Source organism: Alkalilimnicola ehrlichii MLHE-1 (assembly GCF_000014785.1).
GTDB lineage: Bacteria > Pseudomonadota > Gammaproteobacteria > Nitrococcales > Halorhodospiraceae > Alkalilimnicola > Alkalilimnicola ehrlichii.
In genome coordinates this window covers 351958-369812 of record NC_008340.1, presented here as the reverse complement: position 1 = coordinate 369812, position 17855 = coordinate 351958, and the positions used below count along the sequence as shown (strand labels likewise).

Below are 17855 nucleotides of genomic sequence, written 5' to 3'. Positions count from 1 at the left end.
GTCTCGAGACTTAACCCTGGATCAGATGACTTGTGTTGGATGCTCGCACCGCAAGAACTGCAGCGCTCTCTTTAAAGGAGGTGATCCAGCCGCAGGTTCCCCTACGGCTACCTTGTTACGACTTCACCCCAGTCATCGACCACACCGTGGCAGGCGCCCTCCCGAAGGTTAGACTACCTGCTTCTGGTGCAGCCAACTCCCATGGTGTGACGGGCGGTGTGTACAAGGCCCGGGAACGTATTCACCGCAGCATTGCTGATCTGCGATTACTAGCGATTCCGACTTCACGGAGTCGAGTTGCAGACTCCGATCCGGACTACGACCGGCTTTCTGGGATTAGCTCCACCTCGCGGCTTGGCAACCCTCTGTACCGGCCATTGTAGCACGTGTGTAGCCCTGCCCATAAGGGCCATGATGACTTGACGTCATCCCCACCTTCCTCCGGTTTGTCACCGGCAGTCTCCCTAGAGTTCCCGACCGAATCGCTGGCAACTAGGGACAAGGGTTGCGCTCGTTGCGGGACTTAACCCAACATCTCACGACACGAGCTGACGACAGCCATGCAGCACCTGTCACTCGGTTCCCGAAGGCACCCAGCCATCTCTGGCTGGTTCCGAGGATGTCAAGGGCAGGTAAGGTTCTTCGCGTTGCATCGAATTAAACCACATGCTCCACCGCTTGTGCGGGCCCCCGTCAATTCCTTTGAGTTTTAACCTTGCGGCCGTACTCCCCAGGCGGAGAACTTAATGCGTTAGCTGCGCCACTAAGTCCATAAATGAACCCAACGGCTAGTTCTCATCGTTTACGGCGTGGACTACCAGGGTATCTAATCCTGTTTGCTACCCACGCTTTCGCACCTCAGCGTCAGTCTTGGTCCAGGCAGTCGCCTTCGCCACTGGTGTTCCTCCGGATATCTACGCATTTCACCGCTACACCCGGAATTCCACTGCCCTCTACCAGACTCTAGCCCGACAGTATCGGATGCAATTCCCAGGTTGAGCCCGGGGCTTTCACACCCGACTTATCGAACCGCCTACGCGCGCTTTACGCCCAGTAATTCCGATTAACGCTCGCACCCTCCGTATTACCGCGGCTGCTGGCACGGAGTTAGCCGGTGCTTCTTCTGCAGGTAACGTCAAGACCCACGGCTATTAACCGTAAGCTTTTCCTCCCTGCTGAAAGTGCTTTACAACCCGCAGGCCTTCTTCACACACGCGGCATTGCTGGATCAGGCTTTCGCCCATTGTCCAATATTCCCCACTGCTGCCTCCCGTAGGAGTCTGGGCCGTGTCTCAGTCCCAGTGTGGCTGATCATCCTCTCAAACCAGCTACCGATCGTCGCCTTGGTAGGCCTTTACCCCACCAACTAGCTAATCGGACGCGGGCTCATCCCTCGGCGTGACCTTGAATCAGAGGGCCACTTTGCCCCGTAGGGCGTATGCGGTATTAATCCGAGTTTCCCCGGGCTATCCCCCACCGAAGGGCAGATTCCCACGCGTTACTCACCCGTCCGCCGCTCGTCAGCACCCCGAAGGGCCTGTTACCGCTCGACTTGCATGTGTTAGGCATGCCGCCAGCGTTCAATCTGAGCCAGGATCAAACTCTTCAGTTCAATCTCTTAAGCCAACACCCGAAGGCATCAGCTAATTCCAGCTCGACACGCAAGCATCTCTCTTGACGGAAGATACTTGTGCCGATAAGTCTCTGCACCACAGAGCCTCACAGCGCAAGCACCCACACAAATCATCTGATCCAGCTTGTTAAAGAGCGCAAGGCCTTCGCCTCGCAAGGGCTGCATATCTTACCGCAACATGACAGCCTGTCAACCCTCCCTGGCACCCCTCAGGGCCCGCCCCGTAGGGCCTCGCAGCCTCCCTGGCCGCCGTTCAAGAGCGCGCATTCTACACCGACGCACCCCCTTGTCAATCCCTCTCGTCGCACCCCCGGAGAACAACCCCAGAGACCGGCGAAATCACCGCCTCGCCGTGACGAGAGGCGGCATTATAGGGCCTGCATGCGCGGTGTCAAACCCCTTTCCCGCGCCAACGGGGCAAGCCATGGATCCGTCAGGGAAAACCGGTGCGCAAGGGCTTGGCAGGCCGGCCGCGCGGGCGCATGATGCGTACTATGACAAACCTTATACAAACCCTGGCCGAGGCGCCCGCGTGGCTCTTTCCGGGGCGGGTGATGCACCGACGAAGGACCGCGCCCGGCTATCGCTTTGAGTATAGCCACTGGGCCCTGCTGGTAAACCTGGATCGGCTGGCGGCCCTGCCGGAGAGCACCGGGCTGGTCCGGTACAACCGGAGGGGCCTGGTGAGCTTCCACGACCGCGACCACGGGCCGTGCGACGGCTCACCGCTGCGCCCCTGGTTCGACCGGGTGCTGGCCGGGCAGGGCCTGGACCGGGCCGGCGGGCCGGCCTGGCTCCTGATGCAACCGCGGGTGCTGGGGGTGGGCTTCAACCCATTGAGCCTCTGGTTTGGCTGGCACCGGGATGGGCGACTGCTGGCCGTGCTGGCGGAGGTGCACAACACCTTCGGCGACCGGCACGGCTATCTGCTCCATCGGCAGGGCGCGGACTTGGGCGGTGCGGTGCGCAGTCGGGCCAGCAAATGTTTCCACGTATCGCCCTTTCTGCCGCTGGCCGGCGAGTACGACTTCCGCATCCGCATGGACGAGGCGCGGCTCACGGTGGGGATTCGCTATAGCCGGGAGGGGGAGAACACCCTGACCGCGGTGCAGACGGGCAGCCGCCGCCCCCTGACCGGCCCGGCACTGCTGCGGGCCCTCGCCCGACCACTGCCGGGCGGTGCCGGGACGCTTGCCGCCATCCACTGGCAGGCGCTGAAGATCTGGCTGCGGGGCGGACGCTACCACCCCCGGCCGGCGCCGCCGCAGCGCCACATCACCCGGGGCGGACAAGGCCCGCCCCGCTAGACCTCGAGTGGGCCACCGAGCCGGGCACGGCGCAGGCGCAGGCTGTTGCTCACCACCAGGATGCTGGAGAGGCTCATGGCCGCGGCCGCCATCATGGGCGAGAGCAACAGCCCGAAGGCGGGGTAGAGCAACCCCGCGGCCACCGGCATCAGGGTGATATTGTAGAAGAAGGCCCAGAACAGGTTCTGGCGGATGGTCCGGAAGGTGCGCCGTGCCAAACGGATGCCGGCGGCGACCCCTCGCAGGTCGCCGGACATAAGCACCACCTCGCCGGCCTCGATGGCGATATCGGTCCCGGTGCCGATGGCCATGCCCACATCGGCCCGGGCGAGGGCCGGCGCGTCGTTGATGCCGTCGCCGACGAACACGACACTGTGACCGGCCGCCTGTAGCGCTCCCACCTCGCGGGCCTTGTCCTCGGGCATGACCTCCGCGATCACCTCCTCGATCCCGGTCTCCCGCGCCACGGCCTCGGCGGTGCGCCGGTTGTCACCGGTGATCATGACCACGCGCAGGCCCAAGGCCTTCAATGCCCGGACCGCCTCCGGGCTGCCGCTCTTGACCGGGTCGGCCACCGCCAGCAGCGCGACCAATTCCCCGTCGACCGCCACGTACAACGGCGTACGACCGCGATCGGCCAGCGCCCGGGCGCGGTCGGCGAAGGGGGAAAGGTCCAGCCCCGAGCGGCTCATGTAGCGATCCGCCCCCACCTGCAGATGGCGCCCCTCCACCCGGCCCTCGACCCCGAGCCCGGCGTGGGCGGTGAAGCCCTCCACCACCCGCTCGCCCGGGTCGTCCAGGCCGCGCACGATGGCCTCGGCCACCGGGTGTTCACTACGGGACTCGAGGGCCGCCACCAGGGGCGCCAGCGCGTCCTGGGACCAACCGCCATGGCGTTCGAATTCGGTGAGCGCAGGCCGGCCCTCGGTGAGGGTACCCGTCTTGTCGACCACCACGGTATCCACCCCGGCGATGGCCTGGAAGGCGGCCCCGCGCCGGAACAGGATGCCCTGGCGGGCCCCGCGCCCGGAACCGACCATGATGGCCATGGGGGTGGCCAGGCCCATGGCGCAGGGGCAGGCGATGAGCAATACGCTGGCAGCGGTGACCAGAGCGTAATGCGGCCCCGGCCCGACGGCGAACCAGATCAGCGCGGCCACCAGGGCGATGGCGATGGCGCCCCAGACCACGACCCCGGCGATCCGGTCCACCAGGGCCTGAATCGGTGGCTTGGAGGCCTGGGCCTCCTCGACCATGTGCACGATCCGCCCCAGCACGCTGTCCTCGCCAATGCCGGTGGCGCGGAAGCTGAAGCTGCCCGAGCCGTTCACGGTCCCGCCCACCACCGAGGCACCGACGCCCTTTTCCACCGGCACCGGCTCCCCGGTGACCATCGACTCATCCACGTAACTGCCGCCGTCCAGCACCTCGCCGTCGACCGGGATGCGCTCGCCGGGGCGCACCACCACCACATCGCCGGGCTGGAGCGCCTCCAGCGGCACACTGACCAGACCACCCTCCCGGCGGACGCGGGCCTCGCGCACCTGCAGGGCCAGGAGCTGACGGATGGCGTCGGAGGCCCGGCCCCGCACCCGCAGCTCGAAGTAGCGCCCCACCAGGATCAGGGTGACGATGACGCCCACCGCCTCGAAGTAGACGCCGCGCGCGGCCTCCGGAAACAGCCCCGGCGCCAATAGCACCAACATGGAGTAGAGCCAGGCGGAGGAGGCACCGAGCATGACCAGACTGTTCATGTCCGGATTGAGCCGGCGCAGCGCCGGCCAGCCGTGACGGAAGAAGCGCGCACCGGCCCAGAACAACACCGGCGTGGCGAGCACGGCCTCGACCCAGCGCCAGCCCGCCGGCGGCAGAAGCCGGTGCATCACCTCGGCCAGCGGCGGGATCATCATCGGCCCCATGGCGATCATCACCAGGGGAACGGTGAGGAGCAGGGCGACCCGCTTGGCGATGCGCAGCTGTTGCAGTTCCCGCTCTGCGGGCGATGGGCCCCCGGGCTCCGTCTCGTCGGTCTCCAGCACGGCACCAAAGCCGGCCTTTTCCACCGCCCGGATCAGCGCCTGCGGCTCCGCCACCCCCGGCAGGGTGCGCAACCGCGCCTTGCCGGTGGCGAGGTTGACCGAGGCGGAAATCACCCCGGGTTGGCGCGCCAGCACCCGCTCCACCCGGCCAACACAGGAGGCGCAGGTCATGCCCTCCACGGTCAGGTCCAGATCCTGGACCACCGGTTCAAAGCCGGCCTTGCCGACAGCATCCAGCAGCGCCCCCAGCTCCAGCCCCTCCGAGGCCTCCACCCGGGCCCGCTCGGTGGCCAGGTTGACGCTCACGGAGCGCACCCCCGGCACCCGCCCCAGGACCCGCTCCACGCGGGCCACGCAGGAGGCGCAGGTCATACCCTGCACGCCCAGGTCGAATCCCCGTGCGTTACCGGTTTCGGTGCTCATCGGCCCTCCGGGCGTCGTCGATCAGCGGTATTTGAGGACTTCCATCAGCTCCTCGACCATCTCCTCCACATCACCCCGCTCATTGGCCGTGGTGACGTGGTCGCGTAGGTGGGCGCGAAGCACCAGCCCCCCGACCCGGTCCAGGCCACCCTGCACCGCCTTGATCTGCTTCAGCACATCGACGCAGTAGGTGTCCGGGTGGTCGAGCATCTTCAGGATGCCGTCCACGTGGCCGCGGACCGAACGCAGCCGCTGGCGTGCATCCTCCCGGGCGCCGTCATCCAGACGCAACCGCTGGCAGCAGCCGGCCATCACTCCTCCACGCAGGCGTCGAAGCCCTGCTCGTCCAACGCAGCCACCAACGCCCGGGGCTCGGCCTGGCCGCTGATCTCCGCCTCACCTTCTGCGGCGGAGACCCGGACCACGCCCTCCACACCGGGCACCGCTGCCAGCGCCTCACGCACCGCCTTTTCGCAGTGCCCGCAACTCATGCCCTCGACCTTCAGTTTCATGGCAACCTCCTGGATAACTCACCCCTCCTGGGGTGGGGCTGGGGACAACAATAGGGCCAGCACGCCCGCCCAGTCAACCGGTATCCGCGAGCGACAGCCGCGCCCCGCCCTTCGGTTACCGCTTGCCGGAGCGACGTTCCAGCCGGTCGACCTTGCTGCTGAGATCGCGGATCAACTGCAGCATCTCCAGGCGCTCGTCGTGGGCCCGCTGCTCCTGCTCGATCCGCTTGGCGTCCTCCGCCTCCCAGTGGGCGGATTGCATGCTCTCGATGATGATGCCGATGAACAGGTTCAGCACCGTGAAGGAGGAGACCAGGATAAAGCTTACGAAATAGATCCAGGCCCAGGGGTAGGCCTCGATCACCGGGCGGGCGATGCCCATGGACCAGCTCTCCAGGGTCATCACCTGGAACAGCGTGTACATGCTGGCCCCGAGGGTGCCGAACCACTCCGGGAAGCTCTGGGCAAAGAGCTTCGTCCCCATCACCGCGAACACGTAGAAGATCACCAACAGCAGCAGGGCGATCCAGGCGATCCCCGGGATGGCGCGGAGCAACGCCTCGACGATCCTGCGCAGGCGCGGGACCATCGAGAACAGTCGCAACACCTTCAGGATGCGCAGCGCCCGCAGCACCGAGAAGGCCCCAGAGTCCGGCACCAGAGAGATCGCCACTACGGAGAAGTCGAACAGATTCCAACCGCTGCGCACGAACCGGGGCCCATCGGCGATGATTCGCAGGGAGATCTCCACCACGAAGGCGGCGATGATAAAGGTGTTCACCCAGCCCAACCAGGGCTGCAGGTAGGCGGTGACCTCCGGCGAGGTCATCAGCCCGAGGGTGATCGCATTGACCAGGATCAGGCCGACGATAAAGTACTGCGTCCCCGGCCGGTCGATAAACCAGGCCAGGCGACCACGCAGGGTCTCATCCTCCGGGTGCTGTACTTTATGCCCCACCAAATCCGGTTGCCGCTCGCTCATCGCCTACCCCCGCAATTACTCCCGCAGCGCGCGCACCCGCGCCTCGAGCCGGGCCGGGATCGCCTCCGGACTGACCATGGCCATCGCCACCAGGTCGAGCAGGGGGACCGGTTCGGTGGGTTGCGCCTGCAGCTCCAGGGCCACCGGATCGCGCAAAAAGAGTGACACCGCCTCGGCGGTCTCCAGGAAGAAGGGCTCATCAAACCGGGCGGCCCAACCCTGGACCAACGGAATCATGGGTTCCGTCCGGCCCTCATCCGCCAGCCGGCGGAAGAAGCCCTGATCCCGGTACCGCAGGGTCAGCCCGGCCACCTCAAACTCCGGGAGGCTCAGGGCATGGGTGGTCAGCGTCTCCTCCAGGTCGAAGCGAGTCAGGTGCAGCCGCCCGACGGCCCAGCCCCGCCCCGGCACGGTCAGTCGGAATTCCTCCACCTGCAGTGACCGGGCCTCCGGGTCGTAGCGGTAGGCGAAGGCCCATTCGGCCGAATCATCCGACCATGCTGCCGCCGGCACCGGCCACCCTTCCGCCGGCTTGCCGTGCAGGCCTATCGCCCGCAGGCGCATGTGGCGGGGCGGGCTGTGTGCGCGGTCCAGATCCACCACCACCAACTCATCCACCCGCAGGGGCGGCTGATCCTCGTGCCCCACCGTCAGCCCGAAGACATGCAGCCGACGGGTCCAGAGGTTGACCGAGGCCTCTTCATAGTCCGCGGACCATTCGGCGGGCAGGCCGTCAAGCGCATCGTCCAGTGCCTGCCGGCCCTCACGATTCGCCCACGCCTGCACGGCAAGCCCCGCCACCACCAGCAGCAAGGCCGCCAGCACCACACCCTGCCAGACTCGCCATCTCATAGCCGCGCCTGTCCCCATCGTCGCTCAGAGGGCAAACCTTACCACGCACACTGTGGCAGTACGCCACTTGAAAAACGGCCGCGCCACCCTATCTACAGGAATGAGGGCGACGCCCTGGGGACACCATGGTAATGACCTGAATTTAGGAGGTGATGGATATGGCCATCATGCGCTATGACCCGTGGTCCACCCTGCGCCAGATCCAGACCGACCTGGACCGGATGTTCGGACAACGCGGGATGATTACCGCCGGCGAGGGCGAGAATGCCGAGTCGGCCGGCCAGTGGCTGCCGGCGGTGGATATCTCCGAGGACGACAAGGCGTACCACATCCATGCCGATCTGCCCGGGGTGGCCCCGGAGGATATCGAGATCAGCATGGATCAGGGGGTGCTTTCCATTAAGGGCTCCCGCGAGTCCGAGAGCACCGAGAGCGAAGAGGGGTGGAAACGTGTCGAGCGGGCCCGCGGCACCTTCTACCGCCGGTTCGCACTCCCCGAGTCGGTGGACGCGGACAACATCGCGGCGCGCTCGCGCAACGGGGTGCTGGAGATCACCGTCCCCAAGAAGGTGGCACCACCGGCGCAGCGCATTGAAGTCAAGTCGGAGTAAGCGGGGCCTGCCTGCTGTAAACCGGGGCCGCGTGGCGTTCTCGCCCGCGGCCTCATTACGTGGGTGCCCGCCCGCTACCCGCCACCTGAGGGGCGGGACAGATCGGGCCGATCACAGGGGCGCTCCTGGCAATGCCCGGCCAGGCGCTCCAGACTGGCCATGTCCTTGAGGGTGATTTCCTTACCGCGGCTGTGCAGCCAGCCCTGCCCCTGGAAACGCTTGAACAGGCGACTCATGGTCTCGGGGGCCAGGCCGAGGTAATTGCTCAGGTCACTGCGGGACATGGGCAAGCGGAAACGCGTAGCGGAGAGCCCGCGACGGGCAAAACGATGGGAGAAGTTCAGCAGCAGGATGGCCAGGCGCTCCTCGGCGTTACGGCGTGCCAGTGCATGGAGCATTTCGTGGTCCTGGAAGATCTCCTTGCTCATCAAGCGCAGCAACTGACGCTGGAGCGCCGGAATGGCCCGGGCCAGCTCTTCCAACTCGTGGAAGGGCAGTTCACATATGCTGGAGGTCTCCAGGGCCTTGGCCTCGCAGGGGTGCGCCCCCAGACTGACCGCGTCCAGCCCCAGCATCTCCCCAGGCATATGGAAGCCGGTGACCTGCTCCTCACCCTCGCGGGAGATGGTATAGGTCTTAAGCGACCCGGCCCGCACCGCGTAGACGGTGCGAAACTCGTCCCCCTCCCGGTAGAGCACATCCCCCCGGGCCAGCGGGCGCTGGCGCTGAAGGATCACATCCAGACGCTGGACATGTTCGTTGTCCAGCCCCTTGGGGAGGCAAAGGTTGAACAGGGAGCAGTCGCTACAGGCGCCTCTCGACCCTGCCAATTGCACTACCCGTTCTCCCTGCCATTGCGCCATCTGGATACCCCGCTGGCGGCCGGCCGCGCGGCCCGCATGAAATCTGCACAACAGAATACCGCCATTGGGCCGGCCGGTACAAAGCCGGGTGCCTGGCAGAACGTCGCGGGCCCCGTCACCGGAGTCAATACAGGCTCTGGAACAACCGGCTGCGGTACTGACGCACCAGCGGGTCGTCGGCGCCGAGCAGATCAAAGACCGCCAACAACGTCTGCCGACCGCGGTCGTTGTCCCAAGCCCGGTCGTGGCGAACGATCCAGAGCAGGTTCTCCAGGGCGGCGTCGTGCTCGCCGGCCAGTACCTGGTGCAGGGCCAGGCCGTGGCGGGCCTCGCTGTCGCGCGGGTCCTGCTCCACACGGGCGGCCAGGGCCTCACGCCCGGGCAGATCAGCCAATTGCTCGGCGAAGGCCCGCCGGGCCTTGATGCCCTTGCAACGCGGGTCGTGCCGGGCCTCATCGGGGAGTTCCGCGACGATGGCCTCGGCCCGATCCGGCTCCCCGGCCTGCATCAGCGCGTGGGCCAGCTCCAGGGCCACGTCCTGGTCGTCCGGGCGTTGCCCGTGCAGCGCCTCCAGCAGGGGCACGGCGGCCTGCGGCTCGCCGGCGGCCAAGTGCTCGCGCGCCTGCTCCAGGGGATCGGCCTGCGGCGGTTCTACATGCTGCTCGAGAAAGCGGCGCAGTTCCCCCTCCGGCAGGGCACCGGTGAACTGATCCAGCACCTGGCCCTGTGATACCAGGATGACTGTGGGCAGGCTGCGGACCCCCACTTGGGCGGCGATGGCCTGCTGCTCGTCGCAGTTGACCCGCGCCAGCCGGAACGCGCCGCGGAACTCCTCCGCCAACTTTTCCAGCAGGGGCATCAACGTCTTGCAGGGCTCACACCACTCGGCCCAGAAGTCCACCAGGACAGGCTGCTGCATGGACCCTTCCAGCACCTCCGACTGGAAGTTATCCATGGTGATATCAACAATATAGGGTGAGTTCGTCACAGGCACTCCCGGATTGTGTATCGGCATTACCGACGAAATGAATCTATCCTGAATAACAGATTGAGTTGACAACCGACAGCCGGCCGGCGGTACCAGGCCGGAGGCCTCCGGCCGCCGAAGGAGGTGGCGATGCTTTTGGCACACCTGTTGAACCGCATTGTGACCGAGGGACGGCTCAAGGTCATCCTCCCGGATGGCCGGCAACGTACATTCGGCCCCGGAGCCCCCCCGAAGGTCACCCTGCGCATCAACGACTGGCGGACCGTCCGCCGGCTCGGCGTGCGACCGGACCTGGAACTGGGTGAGGCCTGGATGGACCAACGCATCCAGCTCGAGGAGGGCACCCTGCGCGACCTCCTGGCCATCGCCTGCCGGGCCCTGCGGGAGCTGGAGCAAACCCGCTGGCACCAAGTGCAACGCCGGTTGTTACGCCCACTGCGCTATCTGGCCCAGTTTAACCCGCTGGGGCGGGCGCGGCGAAATGTCGCCCACCATTACGACCTCTCGGACGAGCTGTTCGACCTCTTTCTGGACGAGGACCGGCAGTACTCCTGCGCCTACTTCCAGAATGGCGACGAAAGCCTGGAAACCGCGCAGCAGAAGAAGAAGCGGCACATCGCCGCCAAGCTTTGCCTGGAACCGGGCCAAGAGGTGCTGGATATCGGCAGCGGCTGGGGCGGCATGGGACTGTCGCTAGCCCGCTATGCCCCGGTCAACGTCACCGGGGTCACACTCTCCACCGAGCAACTGCGGGTCGCCCGGGCGCGGGCGCAGGAGGCCGGACTGGATGATCGCGTCGCCTTCGAGCTTCAGGATTACCGCGAACGCCAGGGTCCCTACGACCGGATTGTCTCGGTGGGCATGTTCGAGCATGTCGGCGTCACCCACTACCGCGAGTTCTTCGGCCATCTGCGCCGGCTGCTGAAACCGGACGGCATCGCCCTGATCCACGCCATCGGCCGCATAAGCCCGCCGGCGCGCACCAACCCCTGGATCGCCAAGTACATCTTTCCGGGCGGCTACTGCCCGGCACTCTCGGAGGTGCTACGGGCCGTGGAGAAGTCCCGCCTTTGGGTCACCGATGTGGAGATCCTCCGCCTGCACTACGCTGAAACCCTTCGCGCCTGGCACGACCGCTTCGTCGCCAACCGCGAGCGCATCAAAGCGCTCTATGACGAGCGCTTCTGCCGCATGTGGGAGTATTACCTGCTGGCCAGCGAGGCGGCCTTCCGCCACCTCGATCATATGGTCTTCCAGATCCAGCTCAGCCGCGACCGCCGGGCCGTGCCCCTGACCCGCGATTACATCAGCGAGGCGGAGGACCGCCTGGCCGCTCTGGATGGTGAGGACCGCCAGGGGTTAAAGGCGGTCAAGCGCACAGGCTAGCCCGACACGGCCTGCGGCGGGGCCGATGTCCCGGTATACTGACGGCCCTATCAACCTTTCAAACATAGGGAGCCGCGATGACGGGCAAGCTGCGCTGTGCCGTGGTCGGAACCGGGCACTTGGGGCGGTTTCACGCCGACAAATACGCCGCTCTGCCGGACTGTGAGTTGGTGGCCGTGGTGGACGTGGACGAGGCCGCCGGCCGGGCGGTGGCCGACAAGCATGGCGTACCGCTGCTGGACGACCATCGGGCGCTGCTGGGCCAGGTCGACGCCGTCAGCGTGGCGGCACCCACGTCGCTGCACTACCGGATCACCCGGGACCTGCTCTCCGCCGGGGTCCACGTGCTGGTGGAAAAGCCCATCACCACCACCCTGGATGAGGCCGACGAGTTGATTGAACTGGCCCACCGGCACGGTGCCCTGCTCCAGGTGGGGCACCTGGAGCGGTTCAATGCGGCGCTGATGGACCTGGACATGAAGAACAAGCCGCCCCGGTTCATCGAATGCCACCGACTGGCACCGTTCAAGCCGCGGGCCACGGATGTCAGCGTGGTCCTCGATCTGATGATCCACGACATCGACATCATTCTCTCGCTGGTCAACGAGACGCCGGAGCGGATCGATGCCAAGGGCGTGCCGGTGCTCACCCAGGACACCGACATCGCCAATGCCCGGCTGCAGTTCCCCGGGGGCTGCGTGGCCAACGTCACCGCCAGCCGGGTCAGCATGAAGGTGGAGCGCAAGGTGCGGCTCTTCCTGCCCCACGGCTATGTCTCCGTGGACTTCCAGAACCGGGTGTTGACCCACCACCGGCCCGGTGACCGGGAGATGTTCCCGGGCATACCGGAGATCATCAGCGAGGAGTCGGTGTTCGAGGATGGCGACGCCCTGATGGCGGAGATCCGCGACTTCACGGCATGTATCCGGGAGGGGCGAACGCCGCTGGTGGACGGCCACGCCGGTCGCCGGGCACTGGCCACGGCCATCCAGATCAGCAAACAACTGCAGTACTAACCCAAAGCCCCCCACCCCGAGCAGGCCGGGGCGAGGGCGGGCTGGGCATCAATGTGCGCCGCGCGGCACCACCAGCACTGGACAGTCGGCAAACTGCAGGACCTGATGGCTCACCGAGCCCAACAACAGGCCGGCGAAGCCACCGTGGCCGCGGCTCCCCACCACCAACAGTTCGGCGTCCGAGGCGTGGTCCAAGAGGGTGCGCGCGGTACCGTGCTTCTCGGCCAACACCACCTCCTGTTGCACGTCCACGCCCTTGGCCTGATCGGCCACCGAGGCCACGAGCTTCTCCAGAATACCCCGGGCCTCTTTCTCCAGCTCTTTGATGGGCGGCGCCACCAACACACCCCACTCCGGATCCAGGTACCGGCGATCCAGCACGTAGACGGTCCGCAGCGGCAACTTACGCAACCGCGCCTCCTCCAGGGCAGCCAGCAGGGCACGGCGGGACCCTTCAGAGCCGTCCACCCCCACGACAATCGAGCCCATAGTTACACCCTCCTCGTCAGTCATTGAATAATGCGAAGGCCGCTTCCGAGCTGCAGCATGATTCTACAATCACCCGGGCGACGCACCTACAATTTACACGAACTGGTTTGACCATATAAGGTAATACCGCGCAATGGTCTTCCATATTGCAGCATAGACGGCTCCACTTTAGACAAGAACCGTCCCTGAACAACGATTCCAACAACCATAGTCCAGAAACGGATAAGCCCCCACTGGGAGACGACGATCATGAACGCAGTTTGGCTTGCCTTTATTGCCGGCCTGATCTACATCCTTGGCTGGCGTTACTACTCCAAGTTCCTGGCCGAGCGCATCTACCGGCTCGATCCCAATTTCATCACGCCGGCCAACCGCTACAACGACGGGGTGGACTTCGTCCCCACCAATAAATGGGTGCTCTGGGGCCACCACTTCACCTCCGTGGCCGGCGCCGCTCCCATCGTAGGGCCGGCCATCGCCATGTACTGGGGCTGGCTGCCGGCCATGCTCTGGGTGGTGCTGGGCACGGTGTTCGCCGCCGGGGTACACGATTTCGGTGCCCTGGTGCTGTCGGCGCGGCATAAGGGGCAGTCCATCGGCACCCTGGCCAATCGGCTGGTGGGGCGGCGGGCCAAGCTGTTGTTCCTGTTTATCATCCTGATCCTCGTGCTGATGGTGAACGCGGTCTTCGCCTGGGTCATCGCCAACCTGTTCATCAGCAACCCGGCAGCCGTGCTCTCGGTCTTCATTCAGATCCCGCTGGCCATCTGGATCGGGTACGCGGTGCTGCGCCGTAAGGGCAACATGCTTATCCCCTCACTGGTCGCGCTGGCGGTAATGTACGGCGCGGCAGTGGTCGCGACCTACGTGCCGGCGCTGCAGATCGACCTGGTGGGCTGGATGGGGGGCGAACAGGCCACCAACGTCATGTTCGGTCTGGACGCCGTGGGGGCATCGTTCCTGATCTGGATCCTGATCCTGCTGGCCTACGTCTTCGTCGCCAGCACGCTGCCAGTCTGGAAGCTGCTGCAGCCGCGCGACTACATCAACGCCCAACAGCTGGTGGTGGGTCTGCTGCTGCTCTACGGCGGTCTGCTGGTCGCCGCGCCCACCGTCACCGCCCCCGCCTTCAACAGCGAGGCCACCACGTCCTGGTTCCCGCTGCTGTTCATCACCATCGCCTGCGGCGCCATCTCCGGCTTCCACGGGCTGGTGGCCTCGGGGACCTCGTCCAAGCAGCTCAATAAGGAGACCGATGCCCGTACCATTGGCTATCTGGGCGCCGTGGGCGAGGGCACACTGGCGTTGATCACCATTCTGGCGGTGGCCACCTTCTTCGCCAGCACCACGGACTTCCACGAGGCCTACTCCAGCTTCGCCGCCGCCGGCGCCGGTGGGGTGGGCAACTTCGTCGGCGGCGCCGGAGAGCTGATCTCCGGGCTGGGCATCCCGGCGGCCGTGGGCCAGACCATCGTGGCCATTATTATCGTCAGCTTCGCCGCCACCACCCTCGACTCCGCGGTGCGCCTCCTGCGCTACATCATCGGCGAGCTGGGGGTGGAGTACGGCGCGCCTAAGCTCTCCCAGCGCTACGTGGCCACCTTCATCGCCGTGTTCCTGACCGCCCTGCTGGTCCTGCTGCCGGACGGGGGCCGCGGCCTCGGCTCCGGCGGCTTCCTGCTCTGGCCGCTGTTCGGCACCTCCAACCAGCTGCTGGCCGGCATCACCCTGATGCTGATCTCGCTCTGGCTCTACCGCCAGGGCCGTAGCCCGCTGCCGACCCTGGTACCCATGGTCTTCCTGCTGACCATGACCGTCTGGGCCATGATCCAGCAGGTGGTCTTCACTTGGTCCGGTCTCGGTGAGGCCGATGCCCAGTGGCTGCTCTTCATCCTCGGCGCCATCATCCTGGGCTTTGCCATCTGGATCCTGCTGGAGGCGGTGCGCCTATTCCGCAACCCGGAGGAACTCAAGCGCCTCGCCGAGCGCGAGGCGCGTGAAGCCGAGTGACCGTCACGGCGGGGGCCTCAGGCCCCCGCCCTGCCCATTTGGGAGGCCGCCATGAGCGACCCGAATGAACCCCGTAACCCCATCGCCCGCTGGCTTTATCGCTACGACCGGATGCTGCGGCTCGGCCATGAGGCCGAGGTCATCCGCGAGCTGCGGGATGAGGACGACCTGTTCCTGTTCATGTGCTTTTCAGAGATGCTCGGGGTGCCCAACCCCGTCTCCTACCACACCCTGGAGCTCTACCCGCTGATCATTGAGGAGTTCCACGAGTGGCACCGGCGCATGGGTATGGAGCATTCCCCACTGGACCACATCCGCTGCTGCTGAGGGGGGCCCATGGATAACGCACTGCTGAACCGGCAGGTGGTGTTCTTCGCCGGCAAGGGCGGGGTCGGCAAGTCCACCTCCGCTGCGGCCTTCGCCCTCTATGCGGCGGACCAGGACCGGCGGGTGCTGCTGGTCTCCACCGACCCGGCACACAACCTGGCGGACTTGTTTCACACCCCCATCGGCGGCGAGGGCATCACCCGCGTCGCCCCCAACCTGGACGCCGTCGAGGTGGACGTCCATCGGGAGACCCATCGCTACCTGGACGGGGTCAAGGAGAATATCCGGCGCACGGTGCGCTCCACCATGCTGGACGAGGCCCTGCGCCAGATCGACCTGGCCGCGCACTCCCCCGGAGCCGCCGAGGCCGCCCTGTTCGACCGTATGGTCAGCCTGATTCTGGAGGAGTCCCAGGCCTATGACCTGCTGGTGTTCGACACCGCCCCCACCGGGCATACGGTACGGCTGCTCACCCTGCCCGAACTCATGGGCACCTGGGTGGACGGGCTGCTCAAGCGGCGCCACAAACGCAACAGGGACTACTCCCACTGGCTGGGCGACGGCGAGGTCCCGGACGACCCGCTCTACGACGTGCTCAGCCGACGCCGCCAGCGGGCCGCGGCCATGCGTGACATCCTGTTGGATGACCAGACCACCGCCTTTGTCTTTGTCCTCGTCCCGGAATACCTGCCCATCACCGAGACCCGCAACGCCATCCGGGAGCTGGCCGACTGGAACATCCACGTGCGCCACCTGGTGGTGAACAAGCTCCTGCCTGAAGGCGTCACCGATCCCTTCTTCCGAGAGCGGCTGGCCCGGGAGCACCGCTGGCTGGCACGTATCGATGAGTACTTCCCGGATCTGCACCCGTTGCGCCTGCCGCTGTTGCCAGGCGACGTGGACAGCCGCGAAGCGCTCGACCAGGTGGCGCGGGAGATGGCCCGGGCCCTGGACCCGGGGCGCTGACCGGCCGGGCTCAGCGCACGCGCTGGATGTCGCTGGCCTCCAGCGCCCCCTCCTTCACCGACGAGGGGTGGATGTCGAACTCAAGGATGATGCCGTGGCTTGGGAGATCGCCGGGCTTGAGATTGGCGGGCAGGTCACTGTCACGGAAATAGGCCGAGGCGTAAGGCGAGTGGGGATGGCGGGTGTCGGTCACCCAGAGGTGGTCGGCGATCCGCCGCATGAAACGCAGAAACCCATACCCGTCCGGGCTGTGGTAATAGCAGATGCCCCGCACCCGTGAGCCCATCTCCCCCCAGACCGGGCGCCCCTGCTGCTCACGCGGTGGCAGCAGGCCGGGCACCAGATAGCCGGAGACGAACACATCGGCCTCGCGGCGAAGCTCCGAGGAGATATTGTCGAAGGCCAGCAGCTCCACCCGGCAGCCCTGGTTCTGCAGCGCCCTTACCACCTGAACGAAGTCCCCGTCGCCGGTGACCATCATTACCCGGGTCAGGCTCTGCGACTGCAGCAGGGCATCCACCGCCATATCCAGGTCGGCGTTGGCCTTGGCGTAGGCATTGCCCTCCTCGTCCCGGTACCAGCGGTACTTCTTGATGATGACCTTGTAGCCGAACTCGCGGATGGACTGAAAGAAGTTGTTCACCCGCTGGTGGTAGCCGCGGTCGCGCTCGGCCCGCTGCTCATCGTAGGTCACATAGGCATTGAGGCGGATGGGCTCGGCCCCGGTCCGACAGGCAAACTCCCGCAGCACGTCGTACTGCATGCCGAAGCCGCCGTTCATCTGGATGTTGGCGGCATCCACATAGATACCGACGCCGCCCTGGCTACCGGCCATGGCCATTCCCCCGGCAAAAGCTGCATCCTATACGAGCCCGGGGGTGGAGGGGAACGGGGGCGGCCTGCCCCCGGAGCACGGTGCGCGGGGTCAGGACCGGGGGGATCACTGGCTGCGGCGCAGCCTCACCACGACATCGACGCCGGTGATCTCATGCCCCTCGGGCACAGCGATGCGGCTGGCGAGTTCCTCCGCATCCAGGCTCAGCTGGACATCGTCGATAGCCCCGGTGTCCTCGTTGAACACGTGCTGGTGGGCCTCGGTGTTGGTGTCGAAATAGGACTTGCCGGAGTCCACCACCACCTCACGGAGCAACCCCGAGGAGGTGAACTGGTTCAGGGTGTTGTAGATGGTGGCCAGCGACACCCGCACCCCCTGGCCGAGGGCTTCGTCGTAGAGCGATTCCGCCGTCACGTGGCGATCGCCGTGGGAGAACAGCAGATCGGCCAGGGCCAGGCGCTGCCGCGTGGGTCTCAGGCCCGCGTCCCGCAGGCGCGAGACGATGTCGTCGTGCTCGTGTTCGTGCATATCGTTCATGGGCAACCTCGTGCAGCGGAATGCCGCGGGTTCTTGACTTTATTGAAGTCTAAAGCTAAGCGCCTGCAGCAGCAAGCCT

Annotated in this window: 17 protein-coding genes and 1 rRNA gene; 7 read left to right on the top strand and 11 right to left on the bottom strand. The window is 66.0% G+C overall.

All coding sequences use genetic code 11. The annotated features are described in order from the left end of the window. Positions 1–73: 73 nt before the first annotated feature. Positions 74–1612, bottom strand: a 16S ribosomal RNA gene (locus tag MLG_RS01640). Between the two features lie 515 nt (positions 1613–2127). Here MLG_RS01640 and MLG_RS01635 point away from each other — a divergent pair. Then, complete coding sequence (locus tag MLG_RS01635) at positions 2128–2940, top strand: DUF1365 domain-containing protein (RefSeq protein WP_049753502.1); 813 nt, start codon at positions 2128–2130, stop codon at positions 2938–2940. On the opposite strand, the gene MLG_RS01630 is transcribed toward MLG_RS01635, so the two are convergent. The 5 genes from MLG_RS01630 to MLG_RS01610 form a co-directional block, all read right to left on the bottom strand. Continuing rightward, complete coding sequence (locus MLG_RS01630) at positions 2937–5402, bottom strand: heavy metal translocating P-type ATPase (protein WP_011628076.1); 2466 nt, start codon at positions 5400–5402, stop codon at positions 2937–2939. The two genes, MLG_RS01635 and MLG_RS01630, sit on opposite strands and share 4 nt — an antisense overlap. A 21-nt stretch (positions 5403–5423) precedes the next feature. Then, positions 5424–5714 (bottom strand): metal-sensitive transcriptional regulator, encoded by a 291-nt coding sequence (locus tag MLG_RS01625; protein WP_011628075.1) that lies wholly within the window; start codon positions 5712–5714, stop codon positions 5424–5426. Further along, positions 5714–5914, bottom strand: a complete 201-nt coding sequence (locus tag MLG_RS01620) for a heavy-metal-associated domain-containing protein (RefSeq protein WP_011628074.1) — start codon at positions 5912–5914, stop codon at positions 5714–5716. Before MLG_RS01620 ends, MLG_RS01625 begins: the two co-directional genes overlap by 1 nt. A gap of 115 nt (positions 5915–6029) precedes the next feature. Then, the gene (locus tag MLG_RS01615; protein WP_011628073.1) at positions 6030–6896 is read right to left on the bottom strand and encodes an ion transporter; all 867 of its coding nucleotides are present in this window, start codon (positions 6894–6896) and stop codon (positions 6030–6032) included. Positions 6897–6911: 15 nt separating this feature from the next. Continuing rightward, the gene (locus MLG_RS01610; RefSeq protein WP_011628072.1) at positions 6912–7748 is read right to left on the bottom strand and encodes a hypothetical protein; all 837 of its coding nucleotides are present in this window, start codon (positions 7746–7748) and stop codon (positions 6912–6914) included. 158 nt (positions 7749–7906) lie between these two features. Here MLG_RS01610 and MLG_RS01605 point away from each other — a divergent pair, with 158 nt between their 5' ends. Continuing rightward, on the top strand, positions 7907–8359 hold the full coding sequence (locus MLG_RS01605) for an Hsp20/alpha crystallin family protein (RefSeq protein WP_011628071.1): 453 nt from the start codon (positions 7907–7909) through the stop codon (positions 8357–8359). Positions 8360–8433: 74 nt separating this feature from the next. Here MLG_RS01605 and fnr read toward each other — a convergent pair whose 3' ends face one another. Further along, positions 8434–9222, bottom strand: a complete 789-nt coding sequence (gene fnr, locus MLG_RS01600) for a fumarate/nitrate reduction transcriptional regulator Fnr (protein ID WP_011628070.1) — start codon at positions 9220–9222, stop codon at positions 8434–8436. A 124-nt stretch (positions 9223–9346) separates the two neighbouring features. After that, positions 9347–10210, bottom strand: a complete 864-nt coding sequence (trxA, locus tag MLG_RS01595; protein ID WP_011628069.1) for a thioredoxin — start codon at positions 10208–10210, stop codon at positions 9347–9349. Between the two features lie 129 nt (positions 10211–10339). Between trxA and MLG_RS01590 the strand changes: the two genes are divergently transcribed. Both MLG_RS01590 and MLG_RS01585 read left to right on the top strand, forming a co-directional pair. Continuing rightward, entirely contained in the window at positions 10340–11596 is a 1257-nt protein-coding gene (locus MLG_RS01590) for an SAM-dependent methyltransferase (protein ID WP_041717865.1), read from the top strand. A 77-nt stretch (positions 11597–11673) separates the two neighbouring features. Further along, positions 11674–12612 (top strand): Gfo/Idh/MocA family protein, encoded by a 939-nt coding sequence (locus MLG_RS01585; protein WP_011628067.1) that lies wholly within the window; start codon positions 11674–11676, stop codon positions 12610–12612. 48 nt (positions 12613–12660) lie between these two features. On the opposite strand, the gene MLG_RS01580 is transcribed toward MLG_RS01585, so the two are convergent. Then, positions 12661–13101 carry a universal stress protein gene (locus tag MLG_RS01580; RefSeq protein WP_011628066.1) on the bottom strand — a complete coding sequence of 147 codons (441 nt, stop codon included), beginning with the start codon at positions 13099–13101 and terminating at the stop codon, positions 12661–12663. A gap of 249 nt (positions 13102–13350) precedes the next feature. On the opposite strand from MLG_RS01580, the gene MLG_RS01575 reads away from it, so the two are divergent. From MLG_RS01575 to MLG_RS01565, 3 genes are read left to right on the top strand one after another with little or no spacing between them, the layout of a single operon-like run. Continuing rightward, the gene (locus MLG_RS01575; protein WP_011628065.1) at positions 13351–15111 is read left to right on the top strand and encodes a carbon starvation CstA family protein; all 1761 of its coding nucleotides are present in this window, start codon (positions 13351–13353) and stop codon (positions 15109–15111) included. 51 nt (positions 15112–15162) lie between these two features. After that, a complete protein-coding gene (locus tag MLG_RS01570; protein ID WP_011628064.1) occupies positions 15163–15438 on the top strand; it encodes a cory-CC-star protein in 276 nt (91 codons plus the stop codon). A 9-nt stretch (positions 15439–15447) separates the two neighbouring features. After that, complete coding sequence (locus MLG_RS01565; protein ID WP_011628063.1) at positions 15448–16404, top strand: ArsA family ATPase; 957 nt, start codon at positions 15448–15450, stop codon at positions 16402–16404. 10 nt (positions 16405–16414) lie between these two features. On the opposite strand, the gene MLG_RS01560 is transcribed toward MLG_RS01565, so the two are convergent. Next, positions 16415–17239, bottom strand: coding sequence for a LabA-like NYN domain-containing protein (locus tag MLG_RS01560; protein WP_011628062.1), 825 nt, complete (start codon positions 17237–17239; stop codon positions 16415–16417). Positions 17240–17344: 105 nt separating this feature from the next. Beyond that, positions 17345–17776 carry an iron response transcriptional regulator IrrA gene (irrA, locus tag MLG_RS01555; protein ID WP_011628061.1) on the bottom strand — a complete coding sequence of 144 codons (432 nt, stop codon included), beginning with the start codon at positions 17774–17776 and terminating at the stop codon, positions 17345–17347. Between the last annotated feature and the right edge of the window lie 79 nt (positions 17777–17855).

Bases quoted from the DNA above. Each gene is read 5' to 3' on its own strand.
- MLG_RS01635 (WP_049753502.1), top strand. From the start codon at position 2,128: ATGACAAACCTTATACAAACCCTGGCCGAGGCGCCCGCGTGGCTCTTT.
- MLG_RS01630 (WP_011628076.1), bottom strand. From the start codon at position 5,402: ATGAGCACCGAAACCGGTAACGCACGGGGATTCGACCTGGGCGTGCAG.
- MLG_RS01625 (WP_011628075.1), bottom strand. From the start codon at position 5,714: ATGGCCGGCTGCTGCCAGCGGTTGCGTCTGGATGACGGCGCCCGGGAG.
- MLG_RS01620 (WP_011628074.1), bottom strand. From the start codon at position 5,914: ATGAAACTGAAGGTCGAGGGCATGAGTTGCGGGCACTGCGAAAAGGCG.
- MLG_RS01615 (WP_011628073.1), bottom strand. From the start codon at position 6,896: ATGAGCGAGCGGCAACCGGATTTGGTGGGGCATAAAGTACAGCACCCG.
- MLG_RS01610 (WP_011628072.1), bottom strand. From the start codon at position 7,748: ATGAGATGGCGAGTCTGGCAGGGTGTGGTGCTGGCGGCCTTGCTGCTG.
- MLG_RS01605 (WP_011628071.1), top strand. From the start codon at position 7,907: ATGGCCATCATGCGCTATGACCCGTGGTCCACCCTGCGCCAGATCCAG.
- fnr (WP_011628070.1), bottom strand. From the start codon at position 9,222: ATGGCGCAATGGCAGGGAGAACGGGTAGTGCAATTGGCAGGGTCGAGA.
- MLG_RS01590 (WP_041717865.1), top strand. From the start codon at position 10,340: ATGCTTTTGGCACACCTGTTGAACCGCATTGTGACCGAGGGACGGCTC.
- MLG_RS01585 (WP_011628067.1), top strand. From the start codon at position 11,674: ATGACGGGCAAGCTGCGCTGTGCCGTGGTCGGAACCGGGCACTTGGGG.
- MLG_RS01580 (WP_011628066.1), bottom strand. From the start codon at position 13,101: ATGGGCTCGATTGTCGTGGGGGTGGACGGCTCTGAAGGGTCCCGCCGT.
- MLG_RS01575 (WP_011628065.1), top strand. From the start codon at position 13,351: ATGAACGCAGTTTGGCTTGCCTTTATTGCCGGCCTGATCTACATCCTT.
- MLG_RS01570 (WP_011628064.1), top strand. From the start codon at position 15,163: ATGAGCGACCCGAATGAACCCCGTAACCCCATCGCCCGCTGGCTTTAT.
- MLG_RS01565 (WP_011628063.1), top strand. From the start codon at position 15,448: ATGGATAACGCACTGCTGAACCGGCAGGTGGTGTTCTTCGCCGGCAAG.
- MLG_RS01560 (WP_011628062.1), bottom strand. From the start codon at position 17,239: ATGGCCGGTAGCCAGGGCGGCGTCGGTATCTATGTGGATGCCGCCAAC.
- irrA (WP_011628061.1), bottom strand. From the start codon at position 17,776: ATGAACGATATGCACGAACACGAGCACGACGACATCGTCTCGCGCCTG.